This is a genomic window from Rhizocola hellebori (assembly GCF_016862955.1).
Classification (GTDB): domain Bacteria; phylum Actinomycetota; class Actinomycetes; order Mycobacteriales; family Micromonosporaceae; genus Rhizocola; species Rhizocola hellebori.
The window spans coordinates 14,197-29,382 of sequence record NZ_BONY01000049.1 but is presented as its reverse complement, the minus strand read 5'-3'; the positions used below and the strand labels follow the sequence as shown (position 1 = coordinate 29,382).

The 15,186-nt window shown below is 66.9% G+C and carries 14 protein-coding genes; 7 read left to right on the top strand and 7 right to left on the bottom strand.

Annotated elements, in window-relative coordinates; translation table 11 throughout:
* Positions 1-40 precede the first annotated feature (40 nt).
* Positions 41-3,334, bottom strand: a complete 3,294-nt coding sequence (locus Rhe02_RS32085) for a S8 family serine peptidase (protein WP_203912173.1) — start codon at positions 3,332-3,334, stop codon at positions 41-43.
* A gap of 360 nt (positions 3,335-3,694) precedes the next feature.
* Complete coding sequence (locus Rhe02_RS32080) at positions 3,695-5,158, bottom strand: GGDEF domain-containing protein (RefSeq protein WP_203912172.1); 1,464 nt, start codon at positions 5,156-5,158, stop codon at positions 3,695-3,697.
* A 173-nt stretch (positions 5,159-5,331) separates the two neighbouring features.
* Between Rhe02_RS32080 and Rhe02_RS32075 the strand changes: the two genes are divergently transcribed.
* A complete protein-coding gene (locus tag Rhe02_RS32075) occupies positions 5,332-6,525 on the top strand; it encodes a cytochrome P450 (protein WP_203912171.1) in 1,194 nt (397 codons plus the stop codon).
* On the opposite strand, the gene Rhe02_RS32070 is transcribed toward Rhe02_RS32075, so the two are convergent.
* Together Rhe02_RS32070 and Rhe02_RS32065 are read right to left on the bottom strand one after the other, a co-directional pair.
* Positions 6,500-7,690: an MFS transporter gene (locus Rhe02_RS32070; protein WP_239124190.1), complete on the bottom strand. Its 1,191-nt coding sequence runs from the start codon at positions 7,688-7,690 to the stop codon at positions 6,500-6,502. The genes Rhe02_RS32075 and Rhe02_RS32070 overlap by 26 nt on opposite strands.
* Positions 7,691-7,737: 47 nt before the next feature.
* On the bottom strand, positions 7,738-7,947 hold the full coding sequence (locus Rhe02_RS32065; protein WP_239124189.1) for a hypothetical protein: 210 nt from the start codon (positions 7,945-7,947) through the stop codon (positions 7,738-7,740).
* A gap of 91 nt (positions 7,948-8,038) precedes the next feature.
* Between Rhe02_RS32065 and Rhe02_RS32060 the strand changes: the two genes are divergently transcribed.
* The gene (locus tag Rhe02_RS32060) at positions 8,039-9,097 is read left to right on the top strand and encodes a CapA family protein (RefSeq protein WP_239124188.1); all 1,059 of its coding nucleotides are present in this window, start codon (positions 8,039-8,041) and stop codon (positions 9,095-9,097) included.
* Between the two features lie 7 nt (positions 9,098-9,104).
* Positions 9,105-9,854, top strand: a complete 750-nt coding sequence (locus Rhe02_RS32055; protein WP_203912169.1) for a class I SAM-dependent methyltransferase — start codon at positions 9,105-9,107, stop codon at positions 9,852-9,854.
* On the opposite strand, the gene Rhe02_RS32050 is transcribed toward Rhe02_RS32055, so the two are convergent.
* Positions 9,851-10,492 carry an NAD(P)-dependent oxidoreductase gene (locus Rhe02_RS32050; protein WP_203912168.1) on the bottom strand — a complete coding sequence of 214 codons (642 nt, stop codon included), beginning with the start codon at positions 10,490-10,492 and terminating at the stop codon, positions 9,851-9,853. The two genes, Rhe02_RS32055 and Rhe02_RS32050, sit on opposite strands and share 4 nt — an antisense overlap.
* A 63-nt stretch (positions 10,493-10,555) precedes the next feature.
* Here Rhe02_RS32050 and Rhe02_RS32045 point away from each other — a divergent pair, with 63 nt between their 5' ends.
* Complete coding sequence (locus tag Rhe02_RS32045) at positions 10,556-11,038, top strand: MarR family transcriptional regulator (protein WP_203912167.1); 483 nt, start codon at positions 10,556-10,558, stop codon at positions 11,036-11,038.
* Here the strand turns inward: Rhe02_RS32045 and Rhe02_RS32040 are convergent.
* Positions 11,032-12,879: a glycoside hydrolase family 15 protein gene (locus Rhe02_RS32040; RefSeq protein WP_203912166.1), complete on the bottom strand. Its 1,848-nt coding sequence runs from the start codon at positions 12,877-12,879 to the stop codon at positions 11,032-11,034. The two genes, Rhe02_RS32045 and Rhe02_RS32040, sit on opposite strands and share 7 nt — an antisense overlap.
* Positions 12,880-12,965: 86 nt before the next feature.
* On the opposite strand from Rhe02_RS32040, the gene Rhe02_RS32035 reads away from it, so the two are divergent.
* Genes Rhe02_RS32035 through Rhe02_RS32025 form a run of 3 tightly spaced genes read left to right on the top strand, consistent with a single transcriptional unit; the run spans position 12,966 to position 14,297 of the window.
* A complete protein-coding gene (locus Rhe02_RS32035; RefSeq protein WP_203912165.1) occupies positions 12,966-13,334 on the top strand; it encodes a TraR/DksA family transcriptional regulator in 369 nt (122 codons plus the stop codon).
* A 14-nt stretch (positions 13,335-13,348) separates the two neighbouring features.
* Positions 13,349-13,903 (top strand): DinB family protein, encoded by a 555-nt coding sequence (locus Rhe02_RS32030; RefSeq protein WP_203912164.1) that lies wholly within the window; start codon positions 13,349-13,351, stop codon positions 13,901-13,903.
* 37 nt (positions 13,904-13,940) lie between these two features.
* Positions 13,941-14,297 carry a GlsB/YeaQ/YmgE family stress response membrane protein gene (locus tag Rhe02_RS32025; protein ID WP_203912163.1) on the top strand — a complete coding sequence of 119 codons (357 nt, stop codon included), beginning with the start codon at positions 13,941-13,943 and terminating at the stop codon, positions 14,295-14,297.
* Here the strand turns inward: Rhe02_RS32025 and Rhe02_RS32020 are convergent.
* Positions 14,294-14,959 carry a TetR/AcrR family transcriptional regulator gene (locus Rhe02_RS32020; RefSeq protein ID WP_203912162.1) on the bottom strand — a complete coding sequence of 222 codons (666 nt, stop codon included), beginning with the start codon at positions 14,957-14,959 and terminating at the stop codon, positions 14,294-14,296. The genes Rhe02_RS32025 and Rhe02_RS32020 overlap by 4 nt on opposite strands.
* Positions 14,960-15,186: the final 227 nt, after the last annotated feature.

Genomic DNA, 15,186 nt, shown 5'->3' with positions numbered 1-15,186 from the left:
AACCAGGCCCCGGCCCCCATGAAAACGTGCTAGCTGGCTGTCACTCTTGGAAGCCGGAGGGACATGATGCACTCCGGCGCACTTGGACGCCAGTCTTGACCACCGTGACGCCTGGGACTGAACTGGCCGTCATCTCGGTGGTCACCAGGCCGCTGCCGGAGGAAACCCCGCGGACATTGACCGTGTAGGACACGGACGCGCCTGGTGTCGGGTCGGTGCTGGTGACCACGAGGTCTTCAGTCGGCAAGGCCCCCATTGGAAGCTGGGCGCCGCCGCTGCCGTTCTCGTTTTCGGCTCCGACGAGGAAATCCTGACCGTTGGGGTCGCCAGGAAGATCGGTGGGATCGTAGGTGAAGGAGATGTCCTGCACCCCGTTGACTCCGATCCAGACCTGGAAGTGGTTGTCGTCGGTGGTACCGAAGACATTGACCCGCCATTCGATGACCAACCACGTGTCCACGCCATCGGTCAGTGTCGCCGCGAAGATACCCGGCGTGCCTGTGCCGTCGAGATCTGTCCAGAATGGAGCGAGGACGTTGTTCGGCCGCGCTGGATCCGGGATCTGAGTCAGGGCACAGCAATTATTGTCCTCGGCAGTCCCCCCGCCGACGACAATGTATCCGTTGGAGTCGACGCCGATCCTCGCGTAGTCCTTGCCGTTGTACTTGAACGACGGCACGGAGAAGTTGAGGATGTCCTCGTCACCAATGGCGATCGGCGTGATCCCGAAGAGGTCCAGCGGCAGGTAGCCCGCTGGGGTCGCTCCGGGGGCGATCGACGGCACGCCGAGCGATGCGCCGGCGAGGGTGACAGCGGTCTTCGTCGCCTTCTTCGGGTTCTGCACGGAAGCCCCGGTGGCTCCGGTGATGTTCAGGTTCGAGTTCACCGTGGTCACGAAGTCGGCCGTGGCGTCACCGAACGAGTTGTTCGTCGCGGTGACCGTGCAGGTGGTCGAGCCGTGCAGAGGCACGCTGGCCGCGCCACAGCTCTGCGCCAGCGAAACGCTACCCTGCTGCGGCACGAATGCCACTGGCAGGAACAGGTCCGGCAAGCTGTTCCGCGCGGGATCCAGCTTGATCTGCCCGAAGTACTGACCTGTGGGCGCGTCTGAACTGACGGTGATGGTCAATCTCATGGAGTCGCCCGGAGCCAGGTTGAACGAGCTCGGGCTAACCGTGATCTTGCTGCCCGCCGGTGCGGAGGTGGTCACCTTGTAGCTCTGGTTCTGTCCGGTGACGTTCCTCGCGAGGCGTGTCGTCGTCACACGACCCGGCAGAAGCGGGATGTTGATCGACGGCAGGTTGAGGTTCACGGCGTTCATCGGGTCGTTGCCGAGCGCGAACATCCGCGCGGCGGACTCGTCGAACGTCAGACCCGGGGTGCCCGCCTTGGTGAGATCGACGCGGCCTGAGCCGTAGTCGAACGGGTCGGCCGGGGTGACCGTGTCCTCTTTGACGACGGACTTCTTCGCCGTCGTCATCATCGCCGACTTGATCTGCCCAGGCGTCCAATCTGGATGCAGCGCCTTGAGCAGAGCCGCCGAACCCGCGATATGCGGGGCCGACATCGACGTTCCGGCGATGGCCTGGAAGTACTCGCCCGGAGGCCCAGACTCAACCGCGTCTGGGGTAGGCGTGTTGCCTGCCAGGATCTGTACGCCGGGTGCGGTGATGTCCGGCTTGATGCCGAATCCGCCCGGTCCCCGCGAGGAGAAGGCGGCCATCACGTCGCCCTGGCCGTTGTGCTTCTGGCCAGCGGTGAAGCTGGCGTTGACACCGGCCGGGTGGGCCGCCACGAACGCGTTGAACTGCGCTCCGTCGGCCAGGTGCACGGCGGGCAGCCAGTGGTTGTCGGTCTCGACGTCAGCCAGCGTGGCGTTGTACAGGATCATGCCTGCCGCCCCGCCCTGCAAAACGTTGAAGCCCTTTTCCACGCGAGCGTTAACGCCGCGCTGACAGGCCACTATCTTGCCCGTGAAGGTCCCCGGCGGAGCCGGAGCCGTGCACAGGTTGTTGCTGTACGGCGCTGCCGAAGACAGCACCACCGGCAGTGGTCCGGCGCCCGCGGTGATCGACGCGCCGGCCAAAACCAGCGTGTCGGCCCCACTCGTCAGCGTGAGGGTGGAGAGGAACTCACGCGTCTGGGTGGATGCGGCCACCGTGGTCACCCACGGCGCCACGTGGTCGGTCGTGGCCGCGCCCGGGCCGGAGTTACCGGCCGAGGCCGAGACGAAAACGCCTGCGGCGTAAGCGTCCAAGAAGGCCAACTCGGTCGAGTCGGTAAACGGAGTGCTACCGCCCGAGATCGAGTAGTTGATGACCGACACGCCATCTCGCACAGCCTGCTGTACAGCAGCGGTCAGGTCGGAGTCGAATCCGCCCTGCGGCCCGAGGCCTTTGTAGACCGAGACCCAGGCACCGGGGGCGATGCCATTGAGCGGGCCGCGGTTGACGCCGAACACCGGTGCCGTGCTGAGAACGTTGCCCGCCGAGGTGGAAGCGGTGTGCGTGCCGTGTCCGTTGCTGTCGCGAGCGGAGTCGTACACGTCGTCACCGATCACCGCGTCATAGGTGTCGAGGAACTTGTCGCCACCGATGAGCTTCTTGGTGCAGACGAACACATCCGTCGCCGGCGTCAACGGGTTGTCCCCGAAGTTGCAAGCGCGCGGTGTGCCGTCGGCCTTTGCCGGCGGGGTGTTCAGGTTGCCTAGATCGGCGAAGGAAGGGTGCTCCGGCCATGCGCCGGTGTCGATGACACCGACGATGACGCCCTTGCCCGCGTTGGCTGTTCCGCCAAGCCCGGGGTAGAGCGAGGTAGCACCGATGAAGGCGCTGCTGGAGTCGGTGAGCGGCTTACGCAGCTGGTCCTTCTGGATGGCCGCGACGCCCTTGATCTTCAGCAGTTCGCCGATCGTGTTTGCCGGTACCACAGTGGCGACGCCACCGTAGACCGTCCTGAGACGCTGGGACACCTTGGCGCCAGGCACCTTCTCCTGCAACGCCTTGATGAACGCGTCTTCTTTCTGCGCCAGATAACCCTCGTACCGCTGTTCGGCCGCACCGCCAGTCAGCTTCTGACCTGTCACGGCCGGGCTCGTGGCGGCGAAGCCGCTGACCCCACCCGCGTAGGTAGCGACAGAATCCACGTCAAGCTTGACCACAATGGCCACTTTTTCGGAATCTGTTCGCCCGAGAAGCGATGGATCGGTTTGCGCGAGCCTGCTGCTCGGCGTCTTGTCGGCCGAGACGCGACTCGTCGCCGCGAGTGTCGTCGCGGTGAAGGGCGGCGCTTGCTGAGCCGCGGCGCTCGGGCTCGAGATCGCGCCAATTGACACGACCAGAACCCCCGCGGACGCAGCTGATAGCCACCTGGGTGGTCTCATCCGGACCCCTTTCTCAGGGTGATAGGGGCCGATGTGCCGCAATGACACGGACATCCACTCTCCACAATGGACAATCCGTCCGGCACCCGGCGCGACGACATCGTTACATGCCGCGATGTGTGCGCACCATACTTCCGGGACTGGAAACCAAGGGGGACTTGACCCGCCTTAAGGTTGGCGCTGGTAGTTAGCCGTGCTCATCACCTCAGGACTTACCAAGGTCATCTATTTATGATTTTGTTGTGGTCCGAAATCTGACTGCAGTCTTCCGTTTTTCAGACCGCCAGAGATGTCCACAATTAGAAGATTCGCCTATCGGACGGCGATCCCGGTCGAGGGCGGGGCGATCGCCAAGCGGGGTTGCTTCGCTGCGTACATGGCCTTGTCCGCGTGCCGGATCAGCTCTTCGGCCGCGCGATGTTCGCGTTTGACCGCCTCGCTGGCCACCGCGCCCACGCTGATCGCCAAGCCGCATGCGTTCTCCTGGAACGGCTTGTTCACCACGTCGCGGATCCGCCGGCACAGCCGCGGCAGGTCGGCCTCGCCCGCGCCCCGGAACAGCACCAGGAACTCGTCGCCGCCGAAGCGGCCCACGAAGTCTTCGTCGCGAATGCAGCCCAGCAGCCGTTGCGCGACCTCGACCAGGATCCTGTCCCCGGCCGGGTGCCCGAACCGGTCATTGATTGCCTTGAACCCGTCGAGATCGCAGAAAATCAGCACACAATCACCGCCTGCGCCCAGTTGCGCGGCGAGGCGATCGGTGAACTCGCGGCGGTTGAGGACCCCGGTGAGCGGATCGTGTGCGGCGAGATGGCGCAGCGCCGCCTCGGACCGGTTGCGTTCGGCCGAGAGCAGGCCGATGCGCAACAGCACCAATGGAGCCATCGCCGCGCTGCCGATGGCGAGAAAGAGGGGATCCACCTGATAGCCCAGCAGAGCCCGAGCGCCCACCACGAGCGGGACGGCGGCCAGCGCCACGCCAAGGAAAACGAGCCGGCCGGTGCCAAGCAAGTCACGCGGCGGGGCACCGGGCTGGGCAAGCCGGGCCGCCGAACGATCCAGCGCGAAAACACCCAGGCACAGATAGGCGGTCATGAACATCATGCGCCCGGCGACAGCGGCCTGCGGGGTGGTCCACAACGCCAGCACCACACACGAGCACAGGTGCACGATCAGCGCGCCCAGCAGGAATCGCAGCGCCGGGATCTGCTTGGAGTCGGTTTCCATCAGGCGCACCAGGGCGCCGAGCGCGCCAGACAGCGCCATCACCGTGACGAACAGTGTTGCTGTGGCCGAGAAGGTGCGGTCGGTGGCCGCCATGTGTGGCTGCAGCAGCACGCTCCACAGCAGGCCGCCCAGAGCCAGCGAAACGATGGTGGTGTCGATGAGCCCGCCGATGTCGTTGCGCCCGCGCCGGGCCACCATCGCCAGCGCCGCCCCGAGCAGCATGGCGTTGCTGATCGAGTCGAGGATCGGGTAGAGGTGGGCCGACTGCTCGGCCAGCGCCGGAATCCTGCGCATGGTGGAGGCCACCGCTCCTACGGCCAGCGCAACGAACAGCACCTGCCAGGGGAACCTGGCCCGGACCTCGGTGCGCTTCACCACCACCGCGACCGGAACCAGCGCTCCCCAGCTGAACAGCAGGAAGTCGACATCGCGGCCGGTGGGGGACAGCAACGGATAGACGGCGATCAGAGCGGTACACAGTAACAAAAAGGCCCCGGTCAAAATCCGGGCCTTGGTGTGGGCGTACCTGTCGAGCACGGTGGATGCCACGAATCCAGACTAATCAGTCATGGCCTAGTCATTCAGTTACCAGGGGTCAGCTCTTTGGCCAGATCAACCGCCGTGTTTAGGACCGTTGACGTGAATATGCGTGATTCGTTCCCGGCGTCCTATCCTTTGGTGACCCGGCTCGAAGATCGGGCCGCCGTCAGATGGGCAATCCCATGACGCCATTTCTCGATCTTTACGGCGCGGACTTCCGAAGCGACCCTTACGGCGTCCTAGCTCCGTTACGGCACCAAACCTGGCACGCCGACTGCGCGATCGGCACCGCGGTGCTGCGGTACTCCGACGTGCAGGCTCTGCTGGCCATGCGCCAGCTGCGCACCCCGGGCGCAGAGTTTCTGGCCATGCAGGGCATCACCCGCGGCCCGCTGGTCGAGACCATGCGCGGGTTTCTGCTCAACGCTGATGGTGAGGCGCATCACCGGGTACGCCGCTTGGTGGGTAAGGCGTTCACGGTGCGCCGGGTGGAGGACTTCCGGTCCACCGTGGCCGAAATCGCCGACGAGCTCATAGATCAGATGGCGCAGACCGAGCAGGCCGATTTCGTCTGTGCCTTCGCCGAACCGTTCGCGTTGCGGGTGCTCTGCCGGTTCGTGGGCATCCCCGGCAGCGTCCAGGCCGACGTGATCGAATGGACCGCGGATGTGGGGCTGCTGTTCGGATTCAACGTCGCCCAGCACATCGACCGGATTGAGTCCGCTCTGCGCAATCTGCACGGCTTTATCGACGAGTTGCTTTCGCTTCGTCGCTGCGCGCCGCGCAACGATCTGCTGAGCGCGCTCATCGCGGCGGAGGAAGGCGGGGAGCTGCTCACCGACGGGGAGCTGCGCTCGATGGTGATCACGTTGCTGTCGGCCGGGCACGGGACGGTGCAACACCAGCTGGGCAACGCGATGTCGGCGTTCATGGCTCACCCGCAACAGTGGGAGTTGCTTGCCGCCCAGCCAAATCTGGCCATCCAGGCGGCCGAGGAGGTGGTGCGCTACTGCCCGTCCGCGCTGCTGGGCGTGCCCCGGATAGCCAAGAGTGCCTTCGCTCTGCACGGCGTCGACTTTCCTTCGGGCGCATGCATCCTGCCGGTCACCGGCTCGGCCAACCGCGACGCTTCGGTCTTCGAAGCCGCGGACACCCTCGACATCGGCCGGCGCCGGTCCACCCATCTCACTTACGGCGGCGGAATCCACTACTGCCTCGGCGCGGCCCTGGCCCGCGTCGAGCTGCAGGAGGCGCTGCCCCGGCTGGCCGCCCGGCTGGGCGATCCCCACCCGACCGGGCCCGGCGAGTGGCTGCCCCCAACCGAAGCGGTCTATGGGCCGATAAAGCTTCCTATTGGGTACCAACCCGTGCGGTGATCACCGAGGAGCCGCGCTCGTCGGGGGCGGGTGCGGCGGCGGGGTGGCGGGAGGTGGCGAACAGAAGGAGGGCGGCCAGCAGGCAGGCCGTGGCGGTGGACGCCATGAAAGCGGTGGGGGAGACGGTGGCCGCGGCCAGCGGGGCTATCGCCTTGACCAGGGTGATCGGAAATGCCATCGCGGCGGCGATGGTCGCATAGCGCACGGTGCCGTAGCGGTCGGCGACGATCGCGGGGCGGGCGATGGTGGAGACGCCGAAGCCGAGCCCGAACGCGATGATGCAGGCCGCCGCGCCCGCGACGCTGTGGCTCAGCCGGGTCAGCGCGGCCGCGCCGGTGGCCTGGATGAGCAGGACGAAGGCGGTCACGGTGCCCATCGATCGACGCCGGGCGAAGCCGGTGGTGGCCAGCCGCCCGGTGACCGAGAGCAGGCCGAGCAGACCGGCCAGGGTGGCCGCGACGGTGGTGGTGTGCCCGGCGTGCCGCAGGAAGCCGACCAGGTGCACGCCGACCGAGTAGACGGCCGCGCCGTGCAGCACGAACGCGATCGTCAGCAGCCAGAATCCCTTGTCGCGCAAGGCTTGGCCGACCCCGGCCCCGTGCTGGGAGGTCTTACGGGCGGTGTGCTGACGCTTTCCCGGTACCGCGAAAAAGTGCGCCGGAATGGTGATGATCGCGAGCAGGGCGGCCAGGATCACCAGCGCGGTGCGCCAGCCATAACGTTCTAGAAGCACGCCTATCAACGGGAGGAAGGCGGTGCCCGCGAGCCCGGCGACCATGGTGACGGCGAGGATGGCGCTGTCGCGTTTGGCCCCGGCCGAGGCGGCGACGATCACCGGGAACGCGGTCTCGTAGAGGACCATGGCCGAGGCGAGTCCAATGAGGACGAACACGGCGTAGACCTGCGCCACGCTGGTGGCCCGCGACCAGGCGAGCACCGCACCGGTGGCGGTGACCGAGCCACAGGTCATCAGCAGGCGGCCGCCATGGCGATCAAGCCAGCGTCCGATCGGAATGGCGGCGGCGGCCGAGGTGAGAATCGAGACCGTGAAGGCGCCGGTGATGGTGGCCGTGCTCGCCTTCAGCTCGGCCGCCATCGGCGCCAGCAGCACCGCGAAGGCATAGAAGAGAACGCCGTAGCCAACGGTCTGGGTGACCGCAAGCACAGCAACGAGTTTGGCTGCCCTGATGTCCAATATGGATGATCAGATTATCAAAGCTCGCCCTCTGGCGGCATCCGCCTCGAATAACGTGCCGACTCGGCCTCGTCGACGAGAAGCACGAACGCCACCAGGCCGGCAACGACGATGTTGAACAGCCATGACGCGTCTGACGTCGCCCATGCGGCAACCGGTGTGTTGGCCGCCAAAGCCAGGAACCCGAACCAGGTCCAGCGACGCTGTCTGCGGTTTAAGAAGCCCATACCCCCACGCATCCGTATGTTTTGCCGGTCGGCCGATTGGGTACAGGCAGACCGACCCCGGTTGGAAGCCACCTAGCGCTACCCTCAACGAGTGCGAACCCCCCTCGTCGCGATGATCGCGCTTGCTGTGGCCATTTCCGGCTGCAGCAGCGGCGGTCCGAAGCAGGCTACCCCGACGCCCCCGGCGGCCACCACAGCCCCATCGCCGTCGGCCGATCCCGGCCCCGCCTCGGAAATCAAGCTCGCCTTCGCCGGCGACGTCCATTTCATCGACGAGACCCTGCCGCACCTGAACAACCCGCAGACCGCGTTCGGCGCCTACGCCGATCTGCTGCGCGCGGCCGACTTCGCGATGGTGAACCTGGAGACGGCGATCACCGAGCGGGGCGTAGAGGGCCCGAAGCGGTTCCATTTCCGTGCCCCGCCGGTCGCCTACGCGGCCGTCAAGGCGGCCGGGATCGACCTGGTGTCCATCGCCAACAACCACACCCTCGACTACGGCGAGGTGGGCCTGATCGACACCCTTGACTTCGCCAAGCTGGCCGACATGCCGGTGGTGGGCGCCGGGCTCAACGTGACCCAGGCCTACGAGCCCTATGTGACCACGGTCCGCGGGATCCGGGTCGGCGTGGTGGCCCTGTCGCAGGTGTGGGAGCTGGCCGCGCAGTGGAAGGCGACCGCCACCAAGCCGGGGATAGCGATGGCCTTCGACAAGGCGCTGTCGGTGGCCGCGGTGAAGAAGGCCAAGTCGATGGCGGACATCGTCGTGGTCTACCTGCACTGGGGCACCGAGGATGTCAACTGCCCCAACAACGATCAGAAGATGATCGCCAAGGCGCTGGCCGACGCGGGTGCCCATATCCTGGTCGGCACCCACTCCCACGTGCCGCACGGCGACGGGTACCTCGGCAAAACTTATGTCCACTATGGACTCGGAAACTTCCTATGGGCGCGTTCGGGCAGCAAGGACACGCTGCTGCTCAACCTGACGGTGCGCCGTGACGGCACCGTGGCCAAGAAGGACTTCGTCGTCGGGGTGGTCAGCGAGAACGGCCAGCCCGTCCCGGTCACCGGAGCGGCCCTGGCCGCCACCCAGCAAAGGCTGGCTGAGGCGGCAAAATGCACCGGGCTCGCGCCCGCCCCGGCATGATGACCTTATGACCGATCCGACCGAGCCGCATCGCTTCTACGTCGACCTGGCGCCGTGGTGGCAGCTCATTTCGCCCCCGCAGGAGTACGAGGAGGAAGCGGCGTTCGCCGCGAAGCTACTCAACTCCGCGTCGGTCCCGGTCCGCGAGGTGCTGGAGCTGGGCAGCGGTGGCGGTCACAACGCCGTGCATCTGAAGGCGAAGTTCGCGCTCACCCTGGTCGACCTGTCGGCACAGATGATCATCCAGTCGCAGCAGCTCAACCCCGAGTGCGAGCACCATGTCGGCGACATGCGCACGATTCGGCTGGGCCGCGAGTTCGACGCCGTGTTCGTGCACGACGCCGTCGACTACATGACCACCGAGAGCGACCTGCGTCAGGCCATCCAGACCGCGTTCGCGCATTGCCGTCCGGGTGGGGTGGCGGTCTTCGTGCCCGATGACACGGCGGAGACGTTCGAGCCGGGCACCGATCACGGCGGAAGCGACAGCCCGGACGGGCGCGGGGTGCGTTTCCTGGAGTGGACCTGGGATCCCGACCCCGATGACACCTGGGTGGCCACCGAGTACGCCTTTCTGCTGCGGGAGGGGCCGGGTCAGATCCGGCTGGTGCACGAGACCCATCACACCGGCCTGTTCGCCCGCGAGGCCTGGCTGCGGCTGCTGGCCGAAGCGGGATTCCGGGCCGAAGTGGTGGTCGAGGAGACCACCGAGGAAAGGGCGCCGCGCGACATCTTCGTGGCCCACAGGACCTTCTAGCCGGCCACGCCAACCGCCTGGCGGATCGTCTTGGGATCGCGCAGCACGGCCAGCATGGCGTGGGCCACCTCGGCGCGCGACAGCGACTTCCCGCGCGGGACGTTGCCCCCGATCGTCATCTTGTAGTTGCCGGTCAGCGGCCGGTCGAACAGCCTCGGTGGCCGCACGATGGTCCATTCCAGCGGGCTGGACTGGATCTCCTGCTCCATGACGGCGAGGTCGGCGTAGATCCCGCGAAGCAGATAGCTGACCATGGGCAGGAGTAGATAGCGATTTACCGCGCTTTCTCCTTCGGGTACCGGCCCGACCGGCACTGCGCTGACCGCGGCGAACCGCGACACGCCCGACTGCTGCAGCGCGGCAAGGATGCCTCGCGTCGCGGTGGAGGCGACGGTGACGTCTTTGCGGCTGCGCGGCCCGACGCCCGACAGCGCGGCATCGCTGCCCCGCAAGGCCGGCACCAGCGGCGCGGGGTCGGTCAGCCGGGCCACGGTCACCACTTCCAGCGACGGATGGCGGCGCAGGTTCAGCCGCGCGGGATCGCGCACGACCGCGGTGACCTGGTCACCGGCGGCGAGGGCCTGTTCGGCGGCGAGGCAGGCGATGCGGCCCGTCGCCCCGAAGATGGTGATCTTCATTGGGTTCTCCCCTGGTCGTTGGTAGATTAAGCGCAACGTCATATAATACGGAGACGATATCGTATGAGTTCCATAGTACATGGCGGCTCGGGGCAACGTAAGGGCACCCTGAAGGCGGCCATCCGCGATTCGTTGCGGGAGTTGGGAACGCAGCTGTCGCTGCTCAACCACCGGGTGGGCACGCGGCTGGAGCTCAAGGACGTCGACCTCGACTGTCTCGACCTGATCGTGCGGCACGGCCCGCTGAGCCCGAGCGCGCTCGCCCGCCAGGCCGGGCTTCACCCCGCGACCCTCACCGGCATCCTCGATCGCCTCGAGCGCGGCCGGTGGGTCGCCCGCGACCGTGACCCGTCGGACAGGCGAGCCGTGCTCCTGCGCGCATTACGCGACCGTGGCGGGGAAATACTGCGCCTCTACGCCGGCATGAACGGCTCCATGGAAAAGATCTGCTCCAGCTACACCGAATCCGAGCTGGAAGTCATCGCCGACTTCATCCGGCGCACCACCGAAGCGGGCCGCAACGCCGCCGACGAACTCGCTCAGTAACGCGGGCACGGGTCGGGCGGGGAGGCCTCCTGCGCCGGTATCTCGCCCTCGCGCCTTCGCGGATGCTTCGGGCCTTCGCCCGGAGCCAGGTTACGGGCGGTGTCGATCAGCGGCACGTGGCTGAACGCCTGCGGAAAGTTGCCCACCTGCCGCCGGGCGATGGGGTCGTACTCCTCGGCGAGCAGGCCGACGTCGTTGCGCAGGGCAAGCAGGTGTTCGAACTTCTCCTGCGCCTTGTCGCGCCTGCCCATCAGGGCATAGTTCTGCGCCAGCCAGAACGAGCAGGCGAGGAAGGCGCCCTCACCGGCGGGCAACCCGTCGACGCTGTCGCCGGGCGTCTGGGTGTATCGCTGCACGAACCCGTCGCGCATCAGCTCCCGCTCGATCGCCTCGACCGTGCCGCGAACCCGTTCGTGGGTCGCCGGAAGGAACCCGACCAACGGCATCATCAGCAGGGAGGCGTCCAGCTCGGCCGACCCGTAGAACTGGGTGAAACTCCCGCGGCGCGAATCGTAGCCGTGGCTCATGATGTCGCGGAAGATCTCATCGCGCAGGGCGCGCCAGCGCGGCGCCGGACCTTCGCGGCCGAACTGTTCGACCGCTTTGACCGCGCGGTCGGCGGCCACCCACGCCATGAGTTTGGAATGGGTGAACTGCTGCGGGCCGCCGCGCACCTCCCAGATGCCCTCGTCGGGACGGCGCCAGTTGTTCTCGACGAAGGTCATCATCACCCGCTGCACGGCCCAGGCCTGGGTGTCCGGCTCCAGCCCGGCCTTGCGCGCCTGATGCAGGGCATCCATCACCTCGCCGTAGACGTCGAGCTGAAACTGGTTCGCTGCGGCGTTTCCTATCCGCACCGGCTCGGCGCCGCCGTACCCGGGAAGCCAATCAGCGATTCGCTCATTCAGCGTGCGTTCCCCGGCGACGCCATACATGATCTGCATCTGGGCCGGATCGCCTGCGATGGCGCGCAGCAGCCAGCTGCGCCAGGCCCGCGCCTCGTCGACGAAACCGGCGTACATAAGCGACTGCAGAGTGATGGTGGCGTCGCGCAGCCAGCAGTAGCGGTAGTCCCAATTGCGAACGCCGCCAAGCGCTTCAGGCAGCGAAGTGGTCACCGCGGCCACTATCCCGCCGGTCGGCGCATACGTCAGCGTCTTGAGCGTTAGCAGGGAGCGCACCACCGCCTCACGCCAAGGACCGGTGTAGGTGCACTGGCCGACCCACTCGCCCCAGTAGCAGACCGTGTCCTCCAGCGCCGCCGCCGGATCCACCGGCTCCGGGGTGGGCAGATGCGACTCGCGCCAGGTCAGCACGAACGGGGCGCGGCCGCCTTCGCCGACGCTGAACGCGGCGACGGTGGTCATGTTTTCTCCATGCACCGCAATGGGTGTGCGCAACCAGGCCGCGTCGGGCCCGGCCACCGCGACGGTGTCACCGTCCACTCTGCGCACCCATGGCACGATGCTGCCGTAGCCGAACCGCATCCTCAGATCCATGCGCATCTGAACCCGGCCGCGCACCCCCTCGACGATGCGCACCACGTCGGCCGCCACCCCGCGCGGTGGCATGAAGTCGATCAGCCGCACCGTACCTTCGTCGGTGTCGAACTCGGTCTCCAACACCATGGTGTCTCCCCGGTACCTCCTTCGGGTGGCCCGGACTTCACCCGCGGGAGCGATCAGCCACCGGCCGTTGCTCTCGTCGCCCAGCAGGGCAGCGAAGACGGCGCCGGAGTCGAACCGAGGCAGGCACAACCAGTCAATGGACCCGTCCCGGCCCACCAGAGCCGCGGTCTGGGTGTCCCCGATGACCGCGTAGTCCTCGATCAGCAACGGCATGGCGCTCTCCTTACCCACAAAGTCTAGGTTTTAGCTTCGCTCGGCACGGGCACTGTCGTGTTCTCACCAAGGTTGGAGAAACGACGATGACTGTTGCGGCGAAGTTTGACGTGGCCGGCATAGGAACCGCACTTCGGCAGCGCCTTGCCGAGATCTCACGGGAGCATCGGCAGATCGTTGCCGAGGCACAGCTGATCCGGGCCGATGCGACCAGCGTCACCGACTTCGCCGAGGACGGTGCCATGGCCTCGGAGTCCGAACAGGACGATCTTGTGGCGAGCCGGCTGATGCGCCAGGCCGACCAGCTCACCGAGGCTCTTGCCCGGCTGGAAGCCGGAACCTATGGGGTTTGCCAGGAGTGCGGCGAGCAGATCGCCGCTCCCCGGCTCAAGGCTATGCCGCACGCCACCTGTTGCGTAGGCTGCCAGGAACGTCAGGAGCGCCTTATGCGCTGAGCGGGGGAAACGCTGTGGAGATCAGCTGGGGCAGGCTGCTCGTCGATCAGCTGGAGTTCTATTGGGAGTTCCACCTGCGGCCACGGCTGGCGGGGCTGACCGACGAGGAATATTTCTGGGAGCCGGTCGAGGGCTGCTGGAGTGTCCGGCCCGGCAGTGATGGCCTGTTCCTCATGGACGGCCGGGTCCCCGGGGCACCGCCACCGACGCTGACCACGATCGCGTGGCGGATGATGCATCTCGCGGTGGAGTGCCTCGCCACCCGCACCAGCGCGTTTTTCAGCGACTCGGATCTGCCCGACGAGGTGTCCATGTGGGACATCCGGCGTGAGCCCGCGCAGCTGCCGGGCACGGCCGACGACGCGGTGGCTTTTCTCGAAAAGCATTACCTGGCTTGGCATGCCGGCATCTCGGCGCTCGACGAGGCCGGTCTGAGCGCGCCGCTCGGGCCTAGAGGGGCGCGCTTCGCCCAGGACCCGATGGCGGGCCTGATCGTCCACATCAGCCGTGAGTTCATTCACCACGGCGCGGAGATTGCCCTGATGCGCGACTTTTACCGCGCGCGTTGATGTTTTGCCTTGGCGCGCCAGGGGTAAACGCGGGTCCATGACGGCGACTGGAATTCTGAGTGCGATCCTCATCGGCGTTCTCGTCGGCACCCTCGGCCGCTTGATCCTGCCCGGCAGGCAGAGCATCGGCGCGATCGCCACGGTGGCCGTGGGTGTCGCGGCCGCGTTGCTTGGCACCTATGTGGCCAAGATGCTCGGGGTGGAACAGAAAGCTCCGGCCCGGTGGGACTGGGATTGGGCCGGCTGGAGCCTCAGCTGGAGCTGGGCCGAGCTGGGCATCCAGGTCGGGCTCGCGGTGATCGGGGTGGCTGTGGCGGCGGCGCTGACCAACACCGTCATCTCCGACAACTACCGCCAGCGCAAGCGGCGGCGCAAGGTGCGCAGCGACAGCTAGCCGCGTGAGCGGCCGCCCCTGGTGACCTTGCTGACCTTGGTGACCTTGCTGACCCGGGCCCGAAGCGCGCGTCGCGCGATCGGTCCCAGGTCTTCCACCACTTCCAGCAGCACGGCCAGCTGTTCCAAGGCGGCGAGCGCCTGCTCGGCGCCGGCCTTGTCCACCCCTTCGTAAAGCTCAAGCCCGATGAAAGCGGCGGAGACCGCGCGGGCCAGGCCCGGCACGTCGGCCACCTCAGCGAAGGGCGAAGAGTCCAGCAGCCGGCTCAGCGTGCCCTCGATTTCGTGGGTCCACGCCTGCAAGGCTTTCGCCGTCGGCTCAGCCAGTTTGGGATCGCGCTGCGCGCCCGCGAGCAGCTGCGCCAGCACCATCACGTTGCCCAGCTTGCGTTCCTCGGCGTGCAGGTAGCGTCCCACATCCAGCAGCTCGCGCAGAGACTTGACCTTGGCCAGCTGGTCGGCGTAAGCGGCGACCCTGCCCGCCGTGGCGGCGTCACAGGCCGCGGCGAGCAGCTCGTCGACACTTCCGTAGTGGTAGAAGATGAGCGCCTGGTTCACCCCGGCGGCGGCGGCGATCGTTCGTGCGGACACCCCGGCCATGCCGTGTTCCCGGATGGCTGACAGCGCGCCGTCGAGCAGCCGCTGTTTGGTGTCCGCGCTCATCTATTACCTCCGCCGCCGATGGTATGCCGCGTCTTCTTGCCGCTTGGTGGTGGTCGTCGGTTGCCGGCCGCACCTCGGACCCCGTCGCCAGGTAACGCCAGCCAACCCGCTCTCCTCCCCGAATAAGGAGAGCGGGTCTGAGCTGGCGAAACGTGGCGCCGAGGTGCGGCAACCCCAGCTTTGAGCGAGTGCTTAAGGTGAGGCTAGCAACGTTTGAGCGATCGCTC

Excerpts from the sequence above, each read along its gene's own strand:
- Rhe02_RS32075 (WP_203912171.1), top strand. The coding sequence starts at position 5,332 with ATGACGCCATTTCTCGATCTTTACGGCGCGGACTTCCGAAGCGACCCT.
- Rhe02_RS32065 (WP_239124189.1), bottom strand. The coding sequence starts at position 7,947 with ATGGGCTTCTTAAACCGCAGACAGCGTCGCTGGACCTGGTTCGGGTTC.
- Rhe02_RS32055 (WP_203912169.1), top strand. The coding sequence starts at position 9,105 with ATGACCGATCCGACCGAGCCGCATCGCTTCTACGTCGACCTGGCGCCG.
- Rhe02_RS32050 (WP_203912168.1), bottom strand. The coding sequence starts at position 10,492 with ATGAAGATCACCATCTTCGGGGCGACGGGCCGCATCGCCTGCCTCGCC.
- Rhe02_RS32045 (WP_203912167.1), top strand. The coding sequence starts at position 10,556 with ATGAGTTCCATAGTACATGGCGGCTCGGGGCAACGTAAGGGCACCCTG.
- Rhe02_RS32040 (WP_203912166.1), bottom strand. The coding sequence starts at position 12,879 with ATGCCGTTGCTGATCGAGGACTACGCGGTCATCGGGGACACCCAGACC.
- Rhe02_RS32035 (WP_203912165.1), top strand. The coding sequence starts at position 12,966 with ATGACTGTTGCGGCGAAGTTTGACGTGGCCGGCATAGGAACCGCACTT.
- Rhe02_RS32025 (WP_203912163.1), top strand. The coding sequence starts at position 13,941 with ATGACGGCGACTGGAATTCTGAGTGCGATCCTCATCGGCGTTCTCGTC.
- Rhe02_RS32020 (WP_203912162.1), bottom strand. The coding sequence starts at position 14,959 with ATGAGCGCGGACACCAAACAGCGGCTGCTCGACGGCGCGCTGTCAGCC.